The organism is Jatrophihabitans lederbergiae (assembly GCF_031845305.1).
GTDB lineage: Bacteria > Actinomycetota > Actinomycetes > Mycobacteriales > Jatrophihabitantaceae > Jatrophihabitans_A > Jatrophihabitans_A lederbergiae.
The window spans coordinates 1-17,711 of record NZ_JAVREH010000003.1; the positions used below are offsets into that span (position 1 = coordinate 1).

A 17,711-nucleotide genomic window follows, 5' to 3' on the forward strand; every position below is an offset into this window, starting at 1 on the left:
CCGATGCACGATCTCGTTCGTCCCGACACCCTCGTCGGCCAGCAACACGATCCGCGCTCGCTGGGCCAACCCCGCCGGCAGCGACGGCGTCCGCGTCCAACGGGTCAACTCGGCGCGGTCCTCAGCGGGCATCTGCACGGCAACAGTCAACGACATACACCATGCTACCGCGAGGTACAGCTACTTCATTCACGCAACACTAGAAGCGTCAGGCCGAGGGGAAGTAAACCGTACGTCCGGCGCCTGGTAGCCACGATCGAAGTTACGGCGGAGAACAGCGCTGCCGCGAGGCCGCCGACGATCAGGAAGAAGATCCGGTTGTGCCAGACGTGCGCCCATGCCGACAGTGTGTGACCATCAGCCGCGAAGTAGAACGCTAGCAGGCTGGCCCACGCGACCACGAGGTGCGAGCAGCAGCCCTCAGTGGAATATGGTTGGCCAGCCCGATCCAAGCGGGGATTAGTAGCCAAAGACTGCCGACATTCCCGATCTCGTACCTCAGACCGACGCCCTGCCCCTTGATGACTGCCATGATGAACCCGAAGGCACCACCGAACATCAGCAAAGCGAGCGTGGTGGAAGGCGCCGCAATAAATGGCGCCCGTTGAGTCACAGAAGTCGCCGACTTGCCGAGCATCTACTGACCCTTTCCGGCGGGCGGCTAATCAATAAGGTCGGCTACGAGGTAGGCGGGTCCTCGCCGGCGTCCGGCTGCTGTGACAGGTACTGCTCGAACTCCGCGCCGATCTCGTCCGCCGTCGGCAGTCGTCCGCCATCAGCCACCAGACCCCGGCTGCGTCCAGCCACGATCTCGTCGTACTGGGCCTCCAGCGCATGCACAACCGACGCAACCTGTTCCGACGACGCCACCTGGGCATCGAGGTCCACCCGCGTCACGATCGCGGCCTCGTCGAGCACCGACACCGGAAGCTCCAAGCCACCAGCCTTCGCCACGCACTCCAACAGCGTGGCAGCAGCGGCCGGATAGTCCAGGTGCGCCAGGTAGTGCGGCACGTTCACGGCGAAGCCCATCGAGTCCAGCCCGGTCTCGCCGAGCCGGAATTCCATCAGGTGCCCCGCGCTGGCCGGCACCTGCACCGTCCCGAGCCAGTTGCTGTACTCGGCGACCAGTGACGGCGGGCTGCCGTGTGCGATCACCGTCGACGGCCGGGTGTGCGGCACGCCCATCGGAATCGCGTTCAACCCCACCAGCAGCCGGACGCCCAACCGCTCGACGATCAGCTTGATCGCCGCCGAGAACCGCTCCCACTGGGTGTCCGGCTCCGGCCCGGACAGCAGCAGGAAGCGGGTGCCGGCCGTGTCGGTCAGCGCGTGGATCGCAAGCTGGGGCGCGGTGTAGCTCTCCCAGTGGTCCGTCGCGAACAGCATCTCGGGTCGGCGGCCGCGGTAGTCGAGCACCTGGTCCACGTCGAAGGTGACGACGAGTTCCGATTCCAGCGTCGACAGCAGGTGCGCCCGCGCCAGCCGCGACCCGTTACCGGCGTCAACGAAGCCGTCCATCGCCTGCACCAGTACCGGACTGTCGAACTCGGGCAGCGGATCGACGAAGTCGAACAACCCTGCTGGATCAAGCACTGTCGTTCCTCCTGCTCAGCCGTTGGACAGGGCGACGACAAGCTCGGGTTCGGTGGCGGCGCGCACCTCGTCCACGGTGACCCCCGGAGCGACCTCGCGCAACACCAGGCCGTCAGCGGTCACGTCGATCACCGCGAGGTCGGTCACCAGTTGCTGAACGCAGTGCGCCCCCGTCAGCGGCAGCGAGCACTCCTTGACGATCTTGGGAGTGCCGTCACGGGCCACGTGCTCCATCATCACGATGACCTTCTTGGCCCCGTGGACGAGGTCCATGGCACCGCCCATGCCCTTGATCATCTTGCCGGGGATGGTCCAGTTCGCCAGGTCGCCGTTGGCCGCAACCTGCATGGCGCCGAGCACCGCGACGTCGATGTGGCCGCCCCGGATCATCCCGAAGGACAGCGAGGAGTCGAAGAACGACGCCCCCGCAAGCACGGTCACCGTCTCTTTGCCGGCGTTGATGAGGTCGGCGTCGACGTCCTCGTCATACGGGTACGGCCCGACGCCGAGGATGCCGTTCTCGCTCTGCAGGACGACGGTGATGCTCGGGTCCACATAGTTGGGAACCAGCGTCGGCAACCCGATGCCGAGGTTGACGTACTGGCCGTCGTGCAGCTCCCGGGCGACTCGGGCCGCGAGTTCGTTGCGGGTCAGTGCCATCGCGATCCGCCTGCGCTTTCTGAAGCCGCGCGATCTCGCACGGTCCGCTTCTCGATGAGCTTGCCCGACTCACCCACCTCGACCACCCGCTGCACGAAGACGCCGGGGGTATGCACCAGTTCCGGGTCCAGCTCACCGGGCTCGACCAGCTCCTCCACCTCGGCGATGGTGATCCGGCCGGCCATCGCGCACAGCGGGTTGAAGTTGCGCGCCGCCGCGTCGTAGATCAGGTTGCCGTGCCGGTCGCCCTTGGCGGCCCGGACCAGCGCGAAGTCGGCGACGATGCCCTCTTCGAGAACATAGGCCTGTCCGTTGAATTCGCGAACCTCTTTCGGCGGTGAGGCGATCGCGACGCTGCCGTCGGGGTTGTACCGCCACGGCAATCCGCCGTCGGCCACCATCGTGCCGACGCCCGCGGGCGTGAAGAAGGCCGGAATGCCGGAGCCGCCGGCACGCAGCCGCTCGGCCAGGGTGCCCTGCGGGGTCAGCTCCAGCTCCAGCTCACCGGCCAGGTACTGCCGCGCGAACTCGCGGTTCTCACCGACGTACGAGCCGATGGTCCGCCGGATCTTGCCTGCGAAGAGCAGCACCCCGAGGCCGGCCTCGTCCACGCCGCAGTTGTTCGACACGGTTTCGAGCGAGCCGCTGCCGTGCTCGAAAAGGGCCTGGATGAGTACGTGCGGGATGCCGCACAGGCCGAACCCGCCGACCGCCAGCGAGGACCCGTCGCCGATGTCGGCTACCGCCTCGGCAGCCGTTGCCACCACCTTGTCCACGCCGCCTGCCTTCCTTCGCAGTGCGGGCGCACCCCTGAGGCGCGCCCGGCCATGTGCCAACCACCGCGACGAACTCTAGCCAGCGCCTGCGACGAAACCGACACGGCTCTTCATATCCGACCGGACGAGCGTTAGTGGACGACCGTCGCGTGCTCGGCCTGGGCCTTCGCCGCGGTCCTGGACTCGTCCGGATGCCGCACCAGCACGACCGATCCACCCACCGCCAGCGGGGCGACCAGGGCAGCAGTCCAACCATTCTCGGCAGCGGACGCACCAGCCCGGTCACCGGCGCCACCAGCAGATTCGCCGCTCCAGTCGGTCGTCCACAGCAGTCGCCCGCCCTGGGCGAGGCCGAGCCGCTGAGCCGACTCCGCCGCGGCAGCCGCCAGCCGAGCCCGGCTCAGGCCGTCGAGCGCGGGCACCTCGGGACCGGCCTGGGCCCGCACGGTGGCCCAGCTGTCGGGCATGGGTCGTACGGACGTGGCGTAGTCACTGGCCCCGGCCGGCGGGGTGGACGGCCTGGCCATGCTCAGCAGCGACACCGAGAACACGTCCTCGGCCGCGGCGAGGTCCAGAACGGCCAGCGAGTCGGCGTCGGCGAAGACCACGCCGGCCTGCTCGGGAGCGGTGACGATCTCGAGGCCGGCGAACCAGCAGCCGAGCAGGATCGGCGCCGCCAGCCAGTGCACCGGCAGCCGGACGCAGGCCCGGTCGCCCGGAGCCAGCGCCAGCTCGTCCAGCAGCAGGTAATGCGTCTTGGCGACCCAGTTGCCGAGCGACTTCGCCGACAGCTCGGCCCGCTCGCCGGTCTCGTCGTCGTAGAAGGTCACCAGCGGAGCGCCCGGATCGGCCGCCAAGCGGGCCGAGAAAAGCGCCTCGGGAGTGAGATCGGCCATGAGTCAGTCGATGCAGCCGGCGTCGGCCGCGGTGGTGGTCGCGGGGGCGCTGGAGGACCCCGATGAAGCCGCCGAGCCAGCAGAAGCCGCCGAGCCAGCGGACGCCGCCGAACCAGTCGATGCCGAGCTCGGCGCCTTGGCCGACGTGGGCATCAGGCTCTTGACCTGGAGGCTGTTCTCGCCCAGCACCAGCGCCACACCGGTGACGGACGGCGAGCGCACCAGCACCGCTCCCGGAACCTGGGCCTGCAGCGCCTTCACCGCGCTCTCCTGTCCCGGGGCGTAACGGATGGTCGTCCTGGGCAGCACGTCCGACGTCGCGGCCGGGATCGTGGTGTTGAAGCCGGCCTGCTGCAGCGCCTTTGCGTTGGCGGTCTCGATGCCGTTGTTGTTCGTGTCGTTGATGACCTGGACCGTCACCGACTCCGGGGACGCTGCCGTGGCATTCTTCAGCGCGGTCACCGGGCCGTCGCCGATCAGGTTGTCGATGAAATCCCGCATCGCGTCGGCGTTGACCACGACGGTGCTCTGGGTCGCCCCGTCGATCTGCTCGTCGGCGTAACCAGCGGTGGGAATCGTGGTGAACGTGAAGTTGCCGGCCTGCAGGTTCTGCATCTGCTGCGCGAGCTTGGTCGGTTCCAGGGAGTCGTCCATCTGCAGTGAGGTAGACACCGCCTTGAGCAGGCTCTGCAGCTTCAGCGGGTTGAGCAGCGTCCCGGCCGAGGAGATCTTGCGGAACACCGCGGACAGGAAGTACTGCTGACGCTTGATCCGGTCGAGGTCGCCCTGACCATCGGGAAAGCCGTGCCGCTGCCGGACGAAGGCCAGCGCCTGCTTGCCCTTGACGTTCTTGTTCATGCCCTTCTTCAGATCGATGCCCGAGTAGTTCGGGACGAACGTCCCGTCGGGCTCGGTGCCGGAGTCGTAGCCGACGCCGATCTGCCCGTTGGGCGCCGGCCCCATCGCCCGGTTGAGGCACACGTTCACCCCGCCGATCGCGGTCGAGATGCGGTAGAAGCCGATCAAATCCACCTGGACGAAGTGGTCGATGTGCAGCCCGGTGAGCTTCTCCATGGTCTGCACCAGCAGGCGCGCGCCGGCGGCCTTGTCACCGTGCGAGGCCGCGATGCCGATCGGGTACGCGGCGTTCAGCTTGTTCTTGCCGTGGCCGGGGATGGTGACGTAGGAGTCCCGGGGGAACGAGATCGCCGTCGCCTTGGTGCCGTCGGCGGGCAGGTGCAGCAGCATCATGGTGTCGGTGTTGTAGCTGCCACCGTCCCGCGTCGTGCCGAGCTGCGCGAGCTCGGCGTCGGTGGCACTGTCGCGGTCGTCATTGCCGACCATGACGATGTTCTGGTCCGCGCCGTCGATTCCGCCCGCGCCGGTCCCGCCGCCGGCGTCGGCTGCCGGGGTGATCGCGTTCACCCGGACGATGTTGGCGGTGAAGTTGCGGTAGGTCGCCCAGGCATACCCGCTGCCCACCAGCACCAGTAGCGAGAGCACTCCGGCCAGCACCTTGACGCCGAGTAGCGCGCCCCGCGCGGCGTCGGAGCGCTGCCGGCCGGAACCGCCGGACGGCCCGCCAAGACCCGCCGCGCTGCCAACACCCGCCGCGCCGGCGCTTCGGCGGCCGCGCGGGTCCAGCTCAGCGGGGAGCGCCGCACTCGCACCGGGTGGGACCTTGGGACCCGCCACGCCGGCGCTCCGGCGGGACGGCGTGCGGCCACGGCGCGGATCGAGCTCGGGAGGCAGGCCGCCGTTTCCGGGCCCACCGGCACGTCCCGCGTTTCGGGGGCGGTCGGCTGACGGGTCGTAGTTCGAAGGCACGCCGGGGAGTCTAACGGCGCCGACCTGTGCGATTCGGCAGAAACAGCGGCGCGCGAGTCCGACAAGCGGTCAACCATTCCGGTGCTCCGACGGTCGGCGCGGCTGAACACCGCCGAGCGGCTGAACCTCGGTGTGGAACGATGACCCGCATGCGCGTATTCGTCACCGGCGGTGCTGGGTTCATCGGTTCCCAGTACGTCCGGGAGCTTCTGAACGACCAGTATCCGGCCTACGCGGGGGCCGAGGTCACCGTCTTCGACAAGCTGACCTACGCCGGCAATTTGGTGAATCTGGAGCCGGTGGCGCACAGCCCGCGCTACCACTTCGTGCGCGGTGACATCTGCAGCGCCGCCGACCTGGACGCCGCGCTACCCGGCCATGACGTGGTGATCAATTTCGCGGCCGAGTCCCATGTCGACCGCTCCATCACCGGTGCCGCCGACTTCATCCAGACCAACGTCCTGGGCGCGCAACAGGTGTTCGACGCTGCCCTGCGCCACGACGTCGGCCGGGTCGTGCACATCTCCACCGACGAGGTGTACGGCTCGATCGACGAGGGTGCCTGGACCGAGGACCACCTGCTGGAGCCCAACTCGCCCTACTCCGCCGCGAAGGCCGGCTCCGACCTGATCGCCCGCGCCTATGCCAAGAGCTACGGACTGAACATCTCGATCACCCGGTGCTCCAACAACTACGGGCCCTACCACTTTCCCGAGAAGGTCATCCCGCTGTTCGTGACGAACCTGCTGGACGGCCAGAAGGTCCCGCTGTACGGCGAGGGAGCCAACGTCCGGGACTGGCTGTTCGTGGCCGATCACTGCCGCGGCATCCAGCTCGTCGCAGAGAAGGGCGAGCCGGGGGAGTTCTACAACATCGGCGGCGGCCGTGAGCTGTCCAACCGCGAGCTCACCGAGCAGTTGCTCGCCGCGACGGGCCGGGACTGGTCCTACGTGCAGCAGATCACCGATCCGCGCGGTGGCGGCCACGACCTGCGCTACGCCGTGGACTATTCCAAGATCGGCAAGCTCGGCTACGTTCCGCAGGTGAGCTTCGAAGAGGGCCTGGCGCTGACCGTCCAGTGGTTCAAGGACAACCGCGACTGGTGGGAGCCGCTCAAGGAGCGCGCGGCGGTCGCCCACATCGAGAAGGTCTGAGTGCCCCGCGACACCCCCCGCTGGCTGATCGCCGGCGCGGGCGGACAGCTGGGCAGTGACCTGGCACGCGTGCTGCGCGACCAGGGCGTTCCGGATTCGCACGTGCTGGCGGCGTCCTCGTCCCAGCTCGACATCACCAGCAGCCGTTCGATCGCCGCCGCGTTCACCGACTTCGACCCGACCGTGGTGCTCAACGCCGCCGCCTACACCGCCGTGGACAAGGCAGAGACGGACGAGGAGCGCGCGTTCGCCGTCAATGCCTCCGGACCGGCCCTGCTGGCAGCCGCCGCGAACCGGACCGGGGCGCGGCTGGTCCAGGTATCCACCGACTACGTCTTCTCCGGCGACGCCCGCGAGCCCTACCGGGTGGACGCGCCTACCGATCCACGCTCGGCGTACGGCCGGACGAAGCTGGCCGGTGAGCTGGCGGTGCGTGAGCTCGCCCCCGACCTGAGCTACGTGGTCCGCACCGCGTGGGTGTACGGCGCCAGCGGCGCGAACTTCGTCAAGACCATGGTCCGGCTGGAAAGCGCGCACGAGACCGTGCAGGTGGTGGACGACCAGCGCGGCTCACCGACCTGGTCGGCCGATCTGGCCCGCGGCCTGGTCGAGTTGGCCCGCTCCGGCGCGGCGCCCGGCACCTACCACTGCACCGGCAGCGGGGACACCACCTGGCACGGCTTCACCCGGGCGATCTTCGAGGAGCTCGGCGCGGACCCGGCAAGGGTCCTTCCCACCACCAGCGACAAGTTCCCGCGGCCGGCGCCCCGGCCGGCGTACTCGGTGCTGTCGGCCAGCGGGTGGCTCGGCGCGGGCCTGACCCCGATGCCGCACTGGCGGGATGCGCTCCGCCACGCCTTCGCCGAGGACGCCGCCGCGTACCGACCGGCTGCTGGCTGAGCTGCTCCACGCCAGCCACTTCGACCTGCTCACGGTGCGCCCGGGCGCACCGTGAGCAGGTCGAACGCCAGGGACGCGGACCGAGTAAGCCCAGCGCCAGGTTGCCGGAATTCGGGCACCGTCATCGAGCCATGCCCAGCGGAGCCTAATGCGCCGATTCGAGCGTCCGATGTGGTAGTAGCAGCACCGCCGAAACAGCACCCCCGAAACAGCACTTCCGATGCCGCCTGAGGTGACTCTTGACGTTCCCGCTCCAGCGCACGTTCCCGACCCGAAGCCACCCGCGCGTCCGCAGAGCCGTCGCGGTCGGGGCGGTCGTGCTCTCGTGCGCCGCCATCACGCTGGTGGTCCACCCGGCACCGGCGATGGCATGGCCCAGCAGCACCGTCCAGCTCACCGGCCACGGCTACGGGCACGGCCGCGGCATGGGGCAGTACGGCGCGTACGGCTATGCCACCGAATACGGCTGGAGGTACTCCCAGATCCTCGGGCACTACTACGGCGGGACGAGGCTGGCCACCAAGAACTACGGCCCTCTCAGCGTGGACCTCTCGGCATGGGACGGGGCCGGCTCGGTCACCGTCACCTCGGGCAGCGCGTTCACCACGGGTGGCGTCAAGGTGGCCGCCGGGGGCGCGGCCCGGCTCAGCCTGTCTGGTGGCAAGTACCAGCTGGTGACGAGCGCGGGTTGCGGCAAGACCTGGTCGGCCGTCAAGAGCGTGACCGCCGGGGCGATCGCGTCCACGGTGGCCGCGCCCGCCTCGCTGTCGCAGATGCTCACCATCTGCTCCTCGGACGGCACGAAGCGCAGCTACCGCGGTTCGCTGTCGCTGATCTCGGGCAACGGCCTGAACCGGGTGGTGAACCTGCTGGCGATGGAGGACTACCTGCGCGGCGTGGTACCCCGGGAGTCGCCGGCGTCCTGGGGTGACAGCGCGGGGGGTAGGGGAATCGCGGCGCTGCAGTCCCAGGCGGTGGCCGCCCGGTCCTACGCCTCGGTGCAGAACCGCTACGGCTGGGCCAAGATCTGTGACTCGCAGAGCTGCCAGGTGTACGGCGGCGCCGGCCTGAACGGCTCGTCCGTCGAGGACAGCCGGACCAACACCGCCGTCAGCACGACCGCCGGCAAGGTGCTGGTGAACGGCTCGGGCGGCATCATCTCGGCCGAGTACAGCTCGTCCACCGGCGGCTGGACCGCCGGCGGCAACTTCCCGGCCGTGCAGGACCTCGGCGATGACGCCTCGCCCAACCACGACTGGTCGAAGTCGCTGCCTGCCAGCACCGTGGCCAGCACCTTCGGGGTCGGCACCCTGACGTCCATCACCATGACCCGCAACGGCCTCGGTGCCGGTGGCGGCCGGGTGCTGACCGCCACCGTCAAGGGGACGTCGCGCACGGTCACCGTCAGCGGCACCGACTTCCAGTACGAGCTGGGGCTGCTCTCGGACTGGTTCAGCGTTACCCAGCCTGCGGCACCGCCCACCGCGCCCAAGCCGCCGGCTCCGGCCGGCACGCCGACGCTCTACTACACGAACTCGCTCACCGCTCCCGCGACGAACATCGCCCAGGCCTTCGGCGCGCCCAAGGACGTGCCGCTGGCGTGCGATTTCAACGGCGATCGCACCAGCACCGGCGCGGTGTACCGCTCCAGCAACTCGACCTTTTACATCCGCGACTCCACCAGGCCCGGGGGCGCCCTGCGCACGGTGAAGTTGGGGGCTCCGCAGGACAAGCCGGTGTGCGGGGACTGGAACGGTGACGGCACCGACACCGTCGGCGTGTTCCGTCCCTCGACCGCCCGGTTCTACCTGCTCAACACCAATGCCCGGACGTCGGCCAGCCCCGTTCTCCAGGTGCAGCTGGGCGGCGCCGGCTACCTGGCCGTGGCCGGTGACTGGAACGGCGACCACAGGGACACCCTCGGCGTCTATGACTCCAAGCATGCGGACTTCTACCTGGTGAACTCGCTGTCGCCCGGCGCGCCCCGGCTGAAGTACCACTTCGGGATCGGGGCGGACCTGCCGGTCGCCGGCGACTGGGACGGCAACGGCTCCGACAGCTACGGCGTGCAGCAGCGGGGCAACCTGTTCGCGCTGACCAACACCCTCGGTGGCCGGACGTCGGTCTACACCCGCTTCGGCCTGGCCGGCGACCTGCCGATGGCCGGCGACTGGAACCGCGACGGCAAGGACTCGGTCGGCGTCGGGCGGCACTACTGAGCGAGCCGGTACCCTTGCCGTGCACGCCGGTCCTCCCCGGCCGGTCGGTTCCGATTGGTTCGTGCTCCCCGCACGTGAAAGGTCGCTCATGCCCCGCGCGCTGATAACCGGTATCACCGGACAGGACGGGCCTTACCTGGCCGAGCTGCTGTTGGGCAAGGGGTATGAGGTCTTCGGCCTCATCCGCGGGCAGAACAATCCCAAGCGCGCGATGGTCGAGCGGGAACTGCCCGGCGTGAAGCTGCTGACCGGTGACCTCACCGACCTGTCCAGCCTGATCCGCGCGTACTCCCAGGCCCAGCCGGACGAGGTCTACAACCTCGGCGCGATCTCGTTCGTCGCCTACTCCTGGGAGAACGCCCGGCTCACCTCGGACGTCACCGGCATGGGCGTGCTCAACATGCTCGAGGCCACCCGGCTGTACGCGGGCGAGGACATCGGCAAGGTGCGCTTCTACCAGGCGTCCAGCTCCGAGATGTTCGGCAAGGTCCAGCAGGTTCCGCAGCGGGAGTCGACGCTGCTGTGGCCGCGCTCGCCGTACGGCGTCGCCAAGGTCTACGGGCACTACATGACCATCAATTACCGTGAGTCCTACGGCATGCACGCCTCGTCCGGCATCCTGTTCAACCACGAGTCGCCCCGCCGCGGCCCGGAGTTCGTCACCCGCAAGATCAGCCAGGCCGTCGCCCGGATCTCGCTCGGCCTCGACGAGACCGTGTCCCTGGGCAACATCGACGCCAAGCGCGACTGGGGCTTCGCCGGCGACTACGTCGACGCGATGTGGCGGATGCTGCAGCAGGACGCCGGCGACGACTACGTGGTCGCCACCGGCGAGACCCACTCCATCCGGGAGTTCCTGGATATCGCCTTCCGCCGGGTCGGCATCGAGGCCTGGGAGCCGCTGGTGCTGCAGGACCCGCGCTTCTTCCGTCCGGCCGAGGTGGACCTGCTCATCGGCGACCCGGCCAAGGCACACGACAAGCTCGACTGGAAGCCGACGGTCAGCTTCGCGGAGCTGGTCGAGATGATGGTGGACGCCGACCTCGCCGAACAGCGCGCGCTCGCCGGAAAGTGAGCCCGATGGCCACCGCATTGGTCACCGGGGTCACCGGCCAGGACGGCGGCTACCTGGCCGAGCGGCTGGTGGCCGAGGGTTGGGACGTGCACGGTCTGGTGCAGGCGCGCGACGCCCAGGCCGGCGCGCTGAGCTCGCGGTGCCCCGAGGTCACGCTGCACGAGGGCAACCTGGCCGACACCGGATTCACCCAGTCCCTGATCGCCGAACTCGAGCCCGACGAGGTCTACAACCTGGGGGGTATCAGCTCGGTGGCGTTCTCGTGGCAGCACCCCACGCTCACCGCCGAAGTCACCGGCGTGGGCGCGGTCGGCATTCTCGAGGCCTGCTGGCTGCTGCAGAACGCGACCGGCCGGCCGGTGCGGGTGCTGCAGGCCTCCAGTGCCGAGATCTTCGGACACCCCGCCGAGGTGCCACAGACCGAGCTGACGCCGGTGCGGCCGAGCACGCCGTACGGCGCCGCGAAGGCCTACGCCCACCAGATGACCGGCATCTACCGCGAGCGCGGCCTGGCCGCCAGCACGGTGGTCCTCTACAACCACGAGTCACCGCGCCGGCCCGAGGCGTTCGTCACCCGCAAGATCACCGTGGCAGCCGCCCGCATCTCGGCCGGCCTGCAGGATCAGCTGGTACTCGGCAGCCTGGACGTGCGCCGGGACTGGGGCTGGGCACCGGACTACGTGGACGCGATGGTGCGCGCCGTCCGGCACACCGACCCGGACTCGCCGGAGCGCTATGCAGCCGGGAACTATGTGATTGCGACGGGGGAGTCGCACACCGTCGGGGAGTTCGTGGCAGCCGCCTTCGAGCGGGCCGGCGTCGCGGACTGGCAGCACCGGGTGGCGCTGGACCCCGCGTTCGCCCGGCCCGGCGACGCCCCGGAGCAGCGTGGGGACGCGACCAGGGCGCGCGCCACGCTCGGCTGGGCACCGACCAAGGGGTTCCACGAGATCGTCGCGGCCATGGTGGAGGCGGATCTCGCGGCGCTCTGACGGGCGTCGCTGGTCGGCTCCGGCCAGGTTTGCTCGGTATCATGGCGGCGTCGGTAGTGCGGTGATGTGACGCTGCGCCGCAGCTGAATGCATGCTCGCAGAACAGCATGTCCATATTGTCGATGAATGAGGACCATGACTGCAGCAGGTGTCAAGGCACAACCACTGGAGCGCACCGCTCCGGGGGGTAACGACTCTCCGCTGCAGCGGGTGAACGCGCCACGTACCTTCTTCCGTGGCTTCGGCGGCACCGTGCGCGAGGTGTGGCAGTACCGCGAGCTGCTGGGCAACCTGGTCCGCAAAGAGCTCAAGATCAAGTACAAGGACTCCGTCCTCGGGTTCGTGTGGAGCCTGCTACTGCCACTCGTGCAACTCGGTGTGTACTGGCTCGTCATCGGCAAGTTCCTGGGGGCCGGCGCTATCCCGGCGTACGGCGTCTACATCTTCTGCGGCCTCGCCGTCTGGACGCTGTTCTCCGAGGTCCTGAGCACCGCCACCACGTCCGTGGTCTACAACGCCGGCCTGGTCAAGAAGGTGTACTTCCCGCGCGAGCTCTTCCCGCTCGCCGCGACCGGCGCGGCACTGGTCAACTTCGGCTTCCAGCTGGTGATCCTGCTGGCGGCCGACGTGCTGGCCGGGATCTCGTCGCATCAGTGGCCCGACCTCGCCAAGCTGCCGCTGCCGCTGCTGGGCCTGCTGGTGCTGGTGGTGTGGGCATCCGCGTTCGGCATGCTGCTTGCCGCCGCGAACGTCTACCTGCGCGACGTCCAGCACCTGATCACCGTCGTGCTGATGCTGTGGTTCTGGGTGACCCCGATCATCTACAACGTCAGCCGGGTAGGGCGCACGCTGCCGCGGCCGCTGTACCAGGCGTACCTGATGAATCCGATGGCCCCGGTGGTGTTCAGCTTCCAGAAGTTCTTCTGGCCGCAGGGGCAGGGCACCGAGTTCGAGTTCGACGGCAACGTCTATGGCCGGCTCGGCCTGCTGCTGGTCATCGGCCTGGCCTTCTTCTGGCTCGCCCAGCGCGTGTTCGCGAAGGCCCAGGGCAACTTCGCGCAGGAGCTCTGATCCGGCGGTGAGCGCTCCCGTCATCCGGATCGCCGATGTCTCGAAGAAGTTCGTCATCCGCAAGGACAAGTCGCTCAAGGAGCGCCTGGTCAACGCCCGCCGCAGTCGCGCCAACGCCGAGGAGTTCTGGGCGCTGCGCGATATCAACATCGAGGTCCACCCGGGCCACACCCTGGGCCTGATCGGCGGCAACGGCTCCGGCAAGAGCACGCTGCTCAAGATCATCGGTGGCATCCTCACGCCCACCAGCGGCTATGTCGAGCGGCGGGGCCGGCTGGCGGCGCTGCTGGAGCTGGGGGCGGGCTTCCACGGCGACCTGACCGGGCGCGAGAACGTCTACCTCAATGCCTCGATCCTGGGGCTGACCCGAGCCCAGACGGACCTGTACTTCGACTCCATCGTCGATTTCTCGGGCATCGAGCAGTTCATCGACACCCAGGTGAAGTTCTACTCCTCGGGCATGTACGTCCGGCTGGCCTTCGCCGTCGCCATCCACGTCGACCCGGAGATCCTGCTGGTGGACGAGGTGCTGGCTGTGGGCGACGAGCCGTTCCAGCGCAAGTGCCTGGACCGCATCAAGCAGTTCCAGGGCGACGGACGGACAATCATCCTGGTCACGCACAGCCTGGAGCAGGTTCGCCAGATGTGTGACCGGGTGGTGCTGCTGGAGTCCGGCTCGCTGATCGTGGACGGCTCGCCCGGTGAGGCGGTCCGGCACTTCCGCGAGGCCAACGCCGAAGAGGATCACGTCGAGCAGGAGTCCCACGACCACCTGATCACCATCTCGAAGGTCCGTACGGTCGACAGCTCCGGCAAATCGGCCAACCACTATGACGTCGGCGATACCCTCGGCGTCGAGTTCGAGCTGGCCGCCGAGACCCTGGTGGACGACTGGGCCTTCGGCATCGCGCTCACCGACGCGTCCGGCCTGCTGATCTACGGCACCAATACCGTGCTGCAGAACCTCGAGGTGGGGACGCTGCGGGGCACTCGCACCGTGCGGTTCCGCTTCGACCAGCTGCCGGTGTCAGAGGGCCAGTATTTCGTGACGGTGGCGGTGCACCCGAAGATGGGCCGCGACTACCACCGCATCGACAGGGCGACCTCGTTCCAGGTCGCCAACACCTCGACCGACCCAGGAGTGCTTGCACTCAGCCCGAAGATCGAGATCGAATGAGCCGCCGATCTGCCCGCCCTGAGCCGTGCCGTCTCGACGGCGTTGACCGAAGGAACCGCGCGTAATGAGCCTGTACCAAGCCCGCACCCCCGCCGAGGCCCGGAGCCTGCTCCCTGCGGGCGACCAGCCGGTGGTCATCGTGCCGGTGTTCAACTCCTACGACGACGTGGTGCGCTGCTACGAGGCGTACTTCCGCAACACGCCGGCCGACGTTCCGCTGCTCGTGGTGGACGACCGCGGCTGGGACCGCCGCCCGTTCGAGGTGCTGCGCGAGGTCTTCGCCAAGGCCGCCCCGGCGCACGACGTCGTGGTGCTGGAGCAGATCTCCAACAAGGGCTTCCTGCTCACCATGAACGACGCCTTCGAGGCGGCCGGCCGCTCGGACATCGTGATTCTCAACAGCGATGTGATCGTCGGCCCCGAGTGGCTGAGGAGGATGCGGGAGGCGGCGTACTCGTCCTCCACCGTCGCCACCGTCACGGCGCTCACCAACCACGGCACCATCGTGTCCGTGCCACGGCGCAATGTCGCCACCGACGAGGTCCCCGGCGGCCTGTCGGTGGACGAGGCGGCCCGGCGGGTCGCGGCGGGTTCGCCCCGGCTGCGGCCCCGGATTCCCACCGCGATCGGACACTGCACGTACGTCAAGCGCACCGTCCTGGACGTGGTCGGACTGTTCGACCCGGCCTTCTCGCCCGGCTACGGCGAAGAGGTCGACTTCAGCCAGCGCGCGCTCGCCACCGGCTTCGAGCACATCGTGGCCGACGACGTCTTCGTGTTCCACAAGGGCGGGTCGAGCTTCGGGCGCTCCGCAGCGATGGAGAAGCGCAAGTTCGAGCACGAGCAGATCATCCAGAACCGCTACCCCTACTACGGCCCGTGGGTCCGCCGAGTCGCCGCCGATGACTTCTCGCCGCTGGCGGCAGCGCTGCTCGCCGCGCGGCGGTCCCTGCAGGGCCTGGTCGTGGCGATCGACGGCATGTGCCTCGGCCCGCTACCGGCCGGTACCCAGATCGTGGTGGTCGAGACCGCCCGTGCGCTGGCCAAGCGCGCCGACGTGCACGAGGTCATCGTGTACACCCCGGTCCAGGTTCCCGAGTACGTCTCCAACGCCTTCAGCGGACAGCCGAAGATCACCATCCGGCAGGCGCACGGGTTCACGCCCTGGGGTGGTGCCAAGGCGCACGTCGTCTACCGCCCGTACCAGGTGCGCGGCAACGACGAGGTGCAGTGGCTGCAGAGCGTGGGGGAGCGGGTGGTCGTCAACCAGCTCGACCTGATCGCCTACCACGACGCTGCCTACTTCGCCGCGGACGGTGACTGGCGGGGCTACCGGGACCTGGCCAAGATCGCTGCCTTCGCGGTCGACGGCCTGACGTACCTGAGCCACCACTCCCGCGACGCCGCCCGGGCCGAGGGACTGCTGCCCGAGGACAAGCCCAACAAGGTGATCTACTGCGGCACCGAGCACACCACCCTGGTCGCCGAGACCTCGGTGCGACCGGGCGGCCTCGACGAGTTGCAGAACGGCTTCCTGCTCTGCCTCGGCGTGTCCTACCTGCACAAGAACCGGCTCTTCGCCCTGGCCGTCCTGGCGGAGCTGCACGAGCTCGGCTGGCGCGGTTCGCTGGTGCTGGCCGGGGCACAGCCACCCGACGGCTCCTCACTGGCGGACGAGGCCAAGTTCCTGCTGGAGCACCCTGCGCTGGCGCCGTACGTGGTCACTCTCGGCATGGTGAGCGAGGCCGAGAAGGTCTGGCTGTACCAGAACACCGGCCTGGTGCTGTACCCGACGATCTCAGAGGGTTTCGGTCTGGTTCCCTTCGAGGCCGCCCACTACGGGGTTCCGACGCTGTCCACCCGGCAGGGCTCACTAGCCGAGGTGCTGCCCGCGGACCTTCCCACCATCGACGAGTTCGATGCCGCCGCCGTGGCCGTCACCGCGCGCACGCTGCTCGAGGAGTCCGGTGCCGGCCAGAAGGTCGTCGACCAGATCCTGGAGAAGGGGGCGGAGTTCACCTGGGACCGCGTCGCCGACGACGTGTTCGAGGTCCTGATGGCGGTCACCGAGCGGCCCGCGTGCCGGGTCGCGGTCGTCCGCGGCGAGCTCGGCTATGCGTTCGTGTCCGAGGCGAACTTCGCCAATATGGCGCCCTCGACGTCGCGCAAGGTGCTCGATGTCGGCATCAACTGGGCCATCGCGCACCCGGCGCTGCGGGTGAAGCTGGTGCCGCCGGGTTCCAAGCGCCAGGTCGCTGTTCGCCAGGGACTCGGCCGGTTGCGGCGAGCCCTGTAAGGCCTCCGGCTCATGGAGGGCGATTTCGGCGATCGCTGAAAACTGCCTGCCGGGCCGGATTTGCTGGCCTACCTGCGTTCGTTGGCATGATTGACATCGGTCGTTTCAGTTCTCGTGTGTACCGATGTGTACGACGTCTCCGACGAGGTGCTGACCGCGCTCGACGCGTGCGCCCAACGACTCGGTCTCACGCGAGGTGAGTACGTCCGACATCAGCTCATCAGCGACGAGCGGACGTCGTCGCGCCCGGTGACGGTGCGCGACCTGAGGCAGTTCGCGCAGCAGACCGTCGACCTTTGCGAGCAGCGTGCCGCGGACTGCGCCTGGCCGACTGGCTGCGTGGGGTTGCGGGACCTGGCATCATGCTTGCACTATGTAAGCATGCCGAATGTGTTGGTCCGCGATCTGCCCGAACCGATTCACGCTGTGTTGCAGGAGCGTGCCGCAGCGCGCGGTTTGTCGTTGCAGCAGTATCTGTCCGGCGAGTTACGGCGGTTGGCGGAGCGGCCGGCGATGGACGAGGTGCTGGCTCGCATCGAACGTCGTTCGGGTGGGCGGATCGGCTTCGCCCAGGCGGTCGAGGACTTGGCTCACGAGCGGCGGTGATCGTCCTCGATGCCTCCGTGCTGGTCAACCTGTTGGCCGATGACGGCGGCGATGGCGCACGTGCCCGGACTGCTGTCGTCGATCAGGAGTTGGCTGCGCCGGATTTGATCAACGTCGAGGTGGCGTCTGTGCTGCGTCGGCATTGGCTGGCCAAGTCGCTCTCGGTGCGTCGCTTCGCGGCCGCGCTCGACGATTTGGCCGACCTGCCCATCGAGCGGTACCCGACATTGCCGCTCATGGGTCGGGTCTACGAGCTTCGCGCGAACGTGAGCGCGTACGACGCCCCCTACGTGGCACTGGCCGAGCACCTCGGGTGCGGCCTGCTGACGGCCGATCGACGCCTCGCCGCCGCGCCCCGCACTCACTGCACGATCACGCTCGTCAGTTGACCGCCGGGCTCGCGTCGATCAGACGCTGTCGTGAACGGACCTACCCGCGACCGTTCTTGCGATCATGGCCTGCGCCA

16 protein-coding genes are annotated in these 17,711 nt (G+C 68.7%); 10 read left to right on the forward strand and 6 right to left on the reverse strand.

Features of this window, described 5'->3' with window-relative positions; all coding sequences use genetic code 11:
- Positions 1 to 185: 185 nt before the first annotated feature.
- The 6 genes from RM423_RS02880 to RM423_RS02905 all read right to left on the reverse strand — a co-directional run bounded on the left by RM423_RS02880 (position 186) and on the right by RM423_RS02905 (position 5,755).
- Positions 186 to 401 carry a hypothetical protein gene (locus RM423_RS02880; RefSeq protein ID WP_311421490.1) on the reverse strand — a complete coding sequence of 72 codons (216 nt, stop codon included), beginning with the start codon at positions 399 to 401 and terminating at the stop codon, positions 186 to 188.
- Between the two features lie 277 nt (positions 402 to 678).
- On the reverse strand, positions 679 to 1,596 hold the full coding sequence (locus tag RM423_RS02885; protein ID WP_311421491.1) for a PAC2 family protein: 918 nt from the start codon (positions 1,594 to 1,596) through the stop codon (positions 679 to 681).
- 15 nt (positions 1,597 to 1,611) lie between these two features.
- Entirely contained in the window at positions 1,612 to 2,256 is a 645-nt protein-coding gene (locus RM423_RS02890) for a CoA transferase subunit B (RefSeq protein ID WP_311421492.1), read from the reverse strand.
- Positions 2,247 to 3,032 carry a CoA transferase subunit A gene (locus RM423_RS02895; RefSeq protein ID WP_311421493.1) on the reverse strand — a complete coding sequence of 262 codons (786 nt, stop codon included), beginning with the start codon at positions 3,030 to 3,032 and terminating at the stop codon, positions 2,247 to 2,249. Before RM423_RS02895 ends, RM423_RS02890 begins: the two co-directional genes overlap by 10 nt.
- 131 nt (positions 3,033 to 3,163) lie before the next feature.
- Positions 3,164 to 3,928: a TIGR03089 family protein gene (locus tag RM423_RS02900; RefSeq protein WP_311421494.1), complete on the reverse strand. Its 765-nt coding sequence runs from the start codon at positions 3,926 to 3,928 to the stop codon at positions 3,164 to 3,166.
- A 3-nt stretch (positions 3,929 to 3,931) separates the two neighbouring features.
- Positions 3,932 to 5,755: an LCP family protein gene (locus RM423_RS02905; protein ID WP_311421495.1), complete on the reverse strand. Its 1,824-nt coding sequence runs from the start codon at positions 5,753 to 5,755 to the stop codon at positions 3,932 to 3,934.
- A 149-nt stretch (positions 5,756 to 5,904) separates the two neighbouring features.
- Between RM423_RS02905 and rfbB the strand changes: the two genes are divergently transcribed.
- The 10 genes from rfbB to RM423_RS02955 all read left to right on the forward strand — a co-directional run bounded on the left by rfbB (position 5,905) and on the right by RM423_RS02955 (position 17,634).
- A complete protein-coding gene (gene rfbB / locus RM423_RS02910) occupies positions 5,905 to 6,909 on the forward strand; it encodes a dTDP-glucose 4,6-dehydratase (protein ID WP_396327578.1) in 1,005 nt (334 codons plus the stop codon).
- Positions 6,910 to 7,809, forward strand: coding sequence for a dTDP-4-dehydrorhamnose reductase (rfbD, locus tag RM423_RS02915; protein WP_311421497.1), 900 nt, complete (start codon positions 6,910 to 6,912; stop codon positions 7,807 to 7,809).
- Between the two features lie 239 nt (positions 7,810 to 8,048).
- Complete coding sequence (locus RM423_RS02920; protein ID WP_311421498.1) at positions 8,049 to 10,028, forward strand: SpoIID/LytB domain-containing protein; 1,980 nt, start codon at positions 8,049 to 8,051, stop codon at positions 10,026 to 10,028.
- An 88-nt stretch (positions 10,029 to 10,116) separates the two neighbouring features.
- Complete coding sequence (locus RM423_RS02925) at positions 10,117 to 11,103, forward strand: GDP-mannose 4,6-dehydratase (protein ID WP_311421499.1); 987 nt, start codon at positions 10,117 to 10,119, stop codon at positions 11,101 to 11,103.
- Between the two features lie 5 nt (positions 11,104 to 11,108).
- Positions 11,109 to 12,095 carry a GDP-mannose 4,6-dehydratase gene (locus RM423_RS02930; protein WP_311421500.1) on the forward strand — a complete coding sequence of 329 codons (987 nt, stop codon included), beginning with the start codon at positions 11,109 to 11,111 and terminating at the stop codon, positions 12,093 to 12,095.
- 135 nt (positions 12,096 to 12,230) lie between these two features.
- Positions 12,231 to 13,166 carry an ABC transporter permease gene (locus RM423_RS02935; RefSeq protein WP_311421501.1) on the forward strand — a complete coding sequence of 312 codons (936 nt, stop codon included), beginning with the start codon at positions 12,231 to 12,233 and terminating at the stop codon, positions 13,164 to 13,166.
- Positions 13,167 to 13,173: 7 nt separating this feature from the next.
- Positions 13,174 to 14,343, forward strand: a complete 1,170-nt coding sequence (locus tag RM423_RS02940) for an ABC transporter ATP-binding protein (protein WP_311421502.1) — start codon at positions 13,174 to 13,176, stop codon at positions 14,341 to 14,343.
- A 64-nt stretch (positions 14,344 to 14,407) separates the two neighbouring features.
- Positions 14,408 to 16,639 (forward strand): glycosyltransferase, encoded by a 2,232-nt coding sequence (locus RM423_RS02945; RefSeq protein WP_311421503.1) that lies wholly within the window; start codon positions 14,408 to 14,410, stop codon positions 16,637 to 16,639.
- A gap of 126 nt (positions 16,640 to 16,765) precedes the next feature.
- Entirely contained in the window at positions 16,766 to 17,245 is a 480-nt protein-coding gene (locus RM423_RS02950; RefSeq protein WP_311421504.1) for a FitA-like ribbon-helix-helix domain-containing protein, read from the forward strand.
- Complete coding sequence (locus RM423_RS02955) at positions 17,242 to 17,634, forward strand: type II toxin-antitoxin system VapC family toxin (RefSeq protein WP_311421505.1); 393 nt, start codon at positions 17,242 to 17,244, stop codon at positions 17,632 to 17,634. The genes RM423_RS02950 and RM423_RS02955 overlap by 4 nt, the downstream gene beginning before the upstream one ends.
- Positions 17,635 to 17,711: the final 77 nt, after the last annotated feature.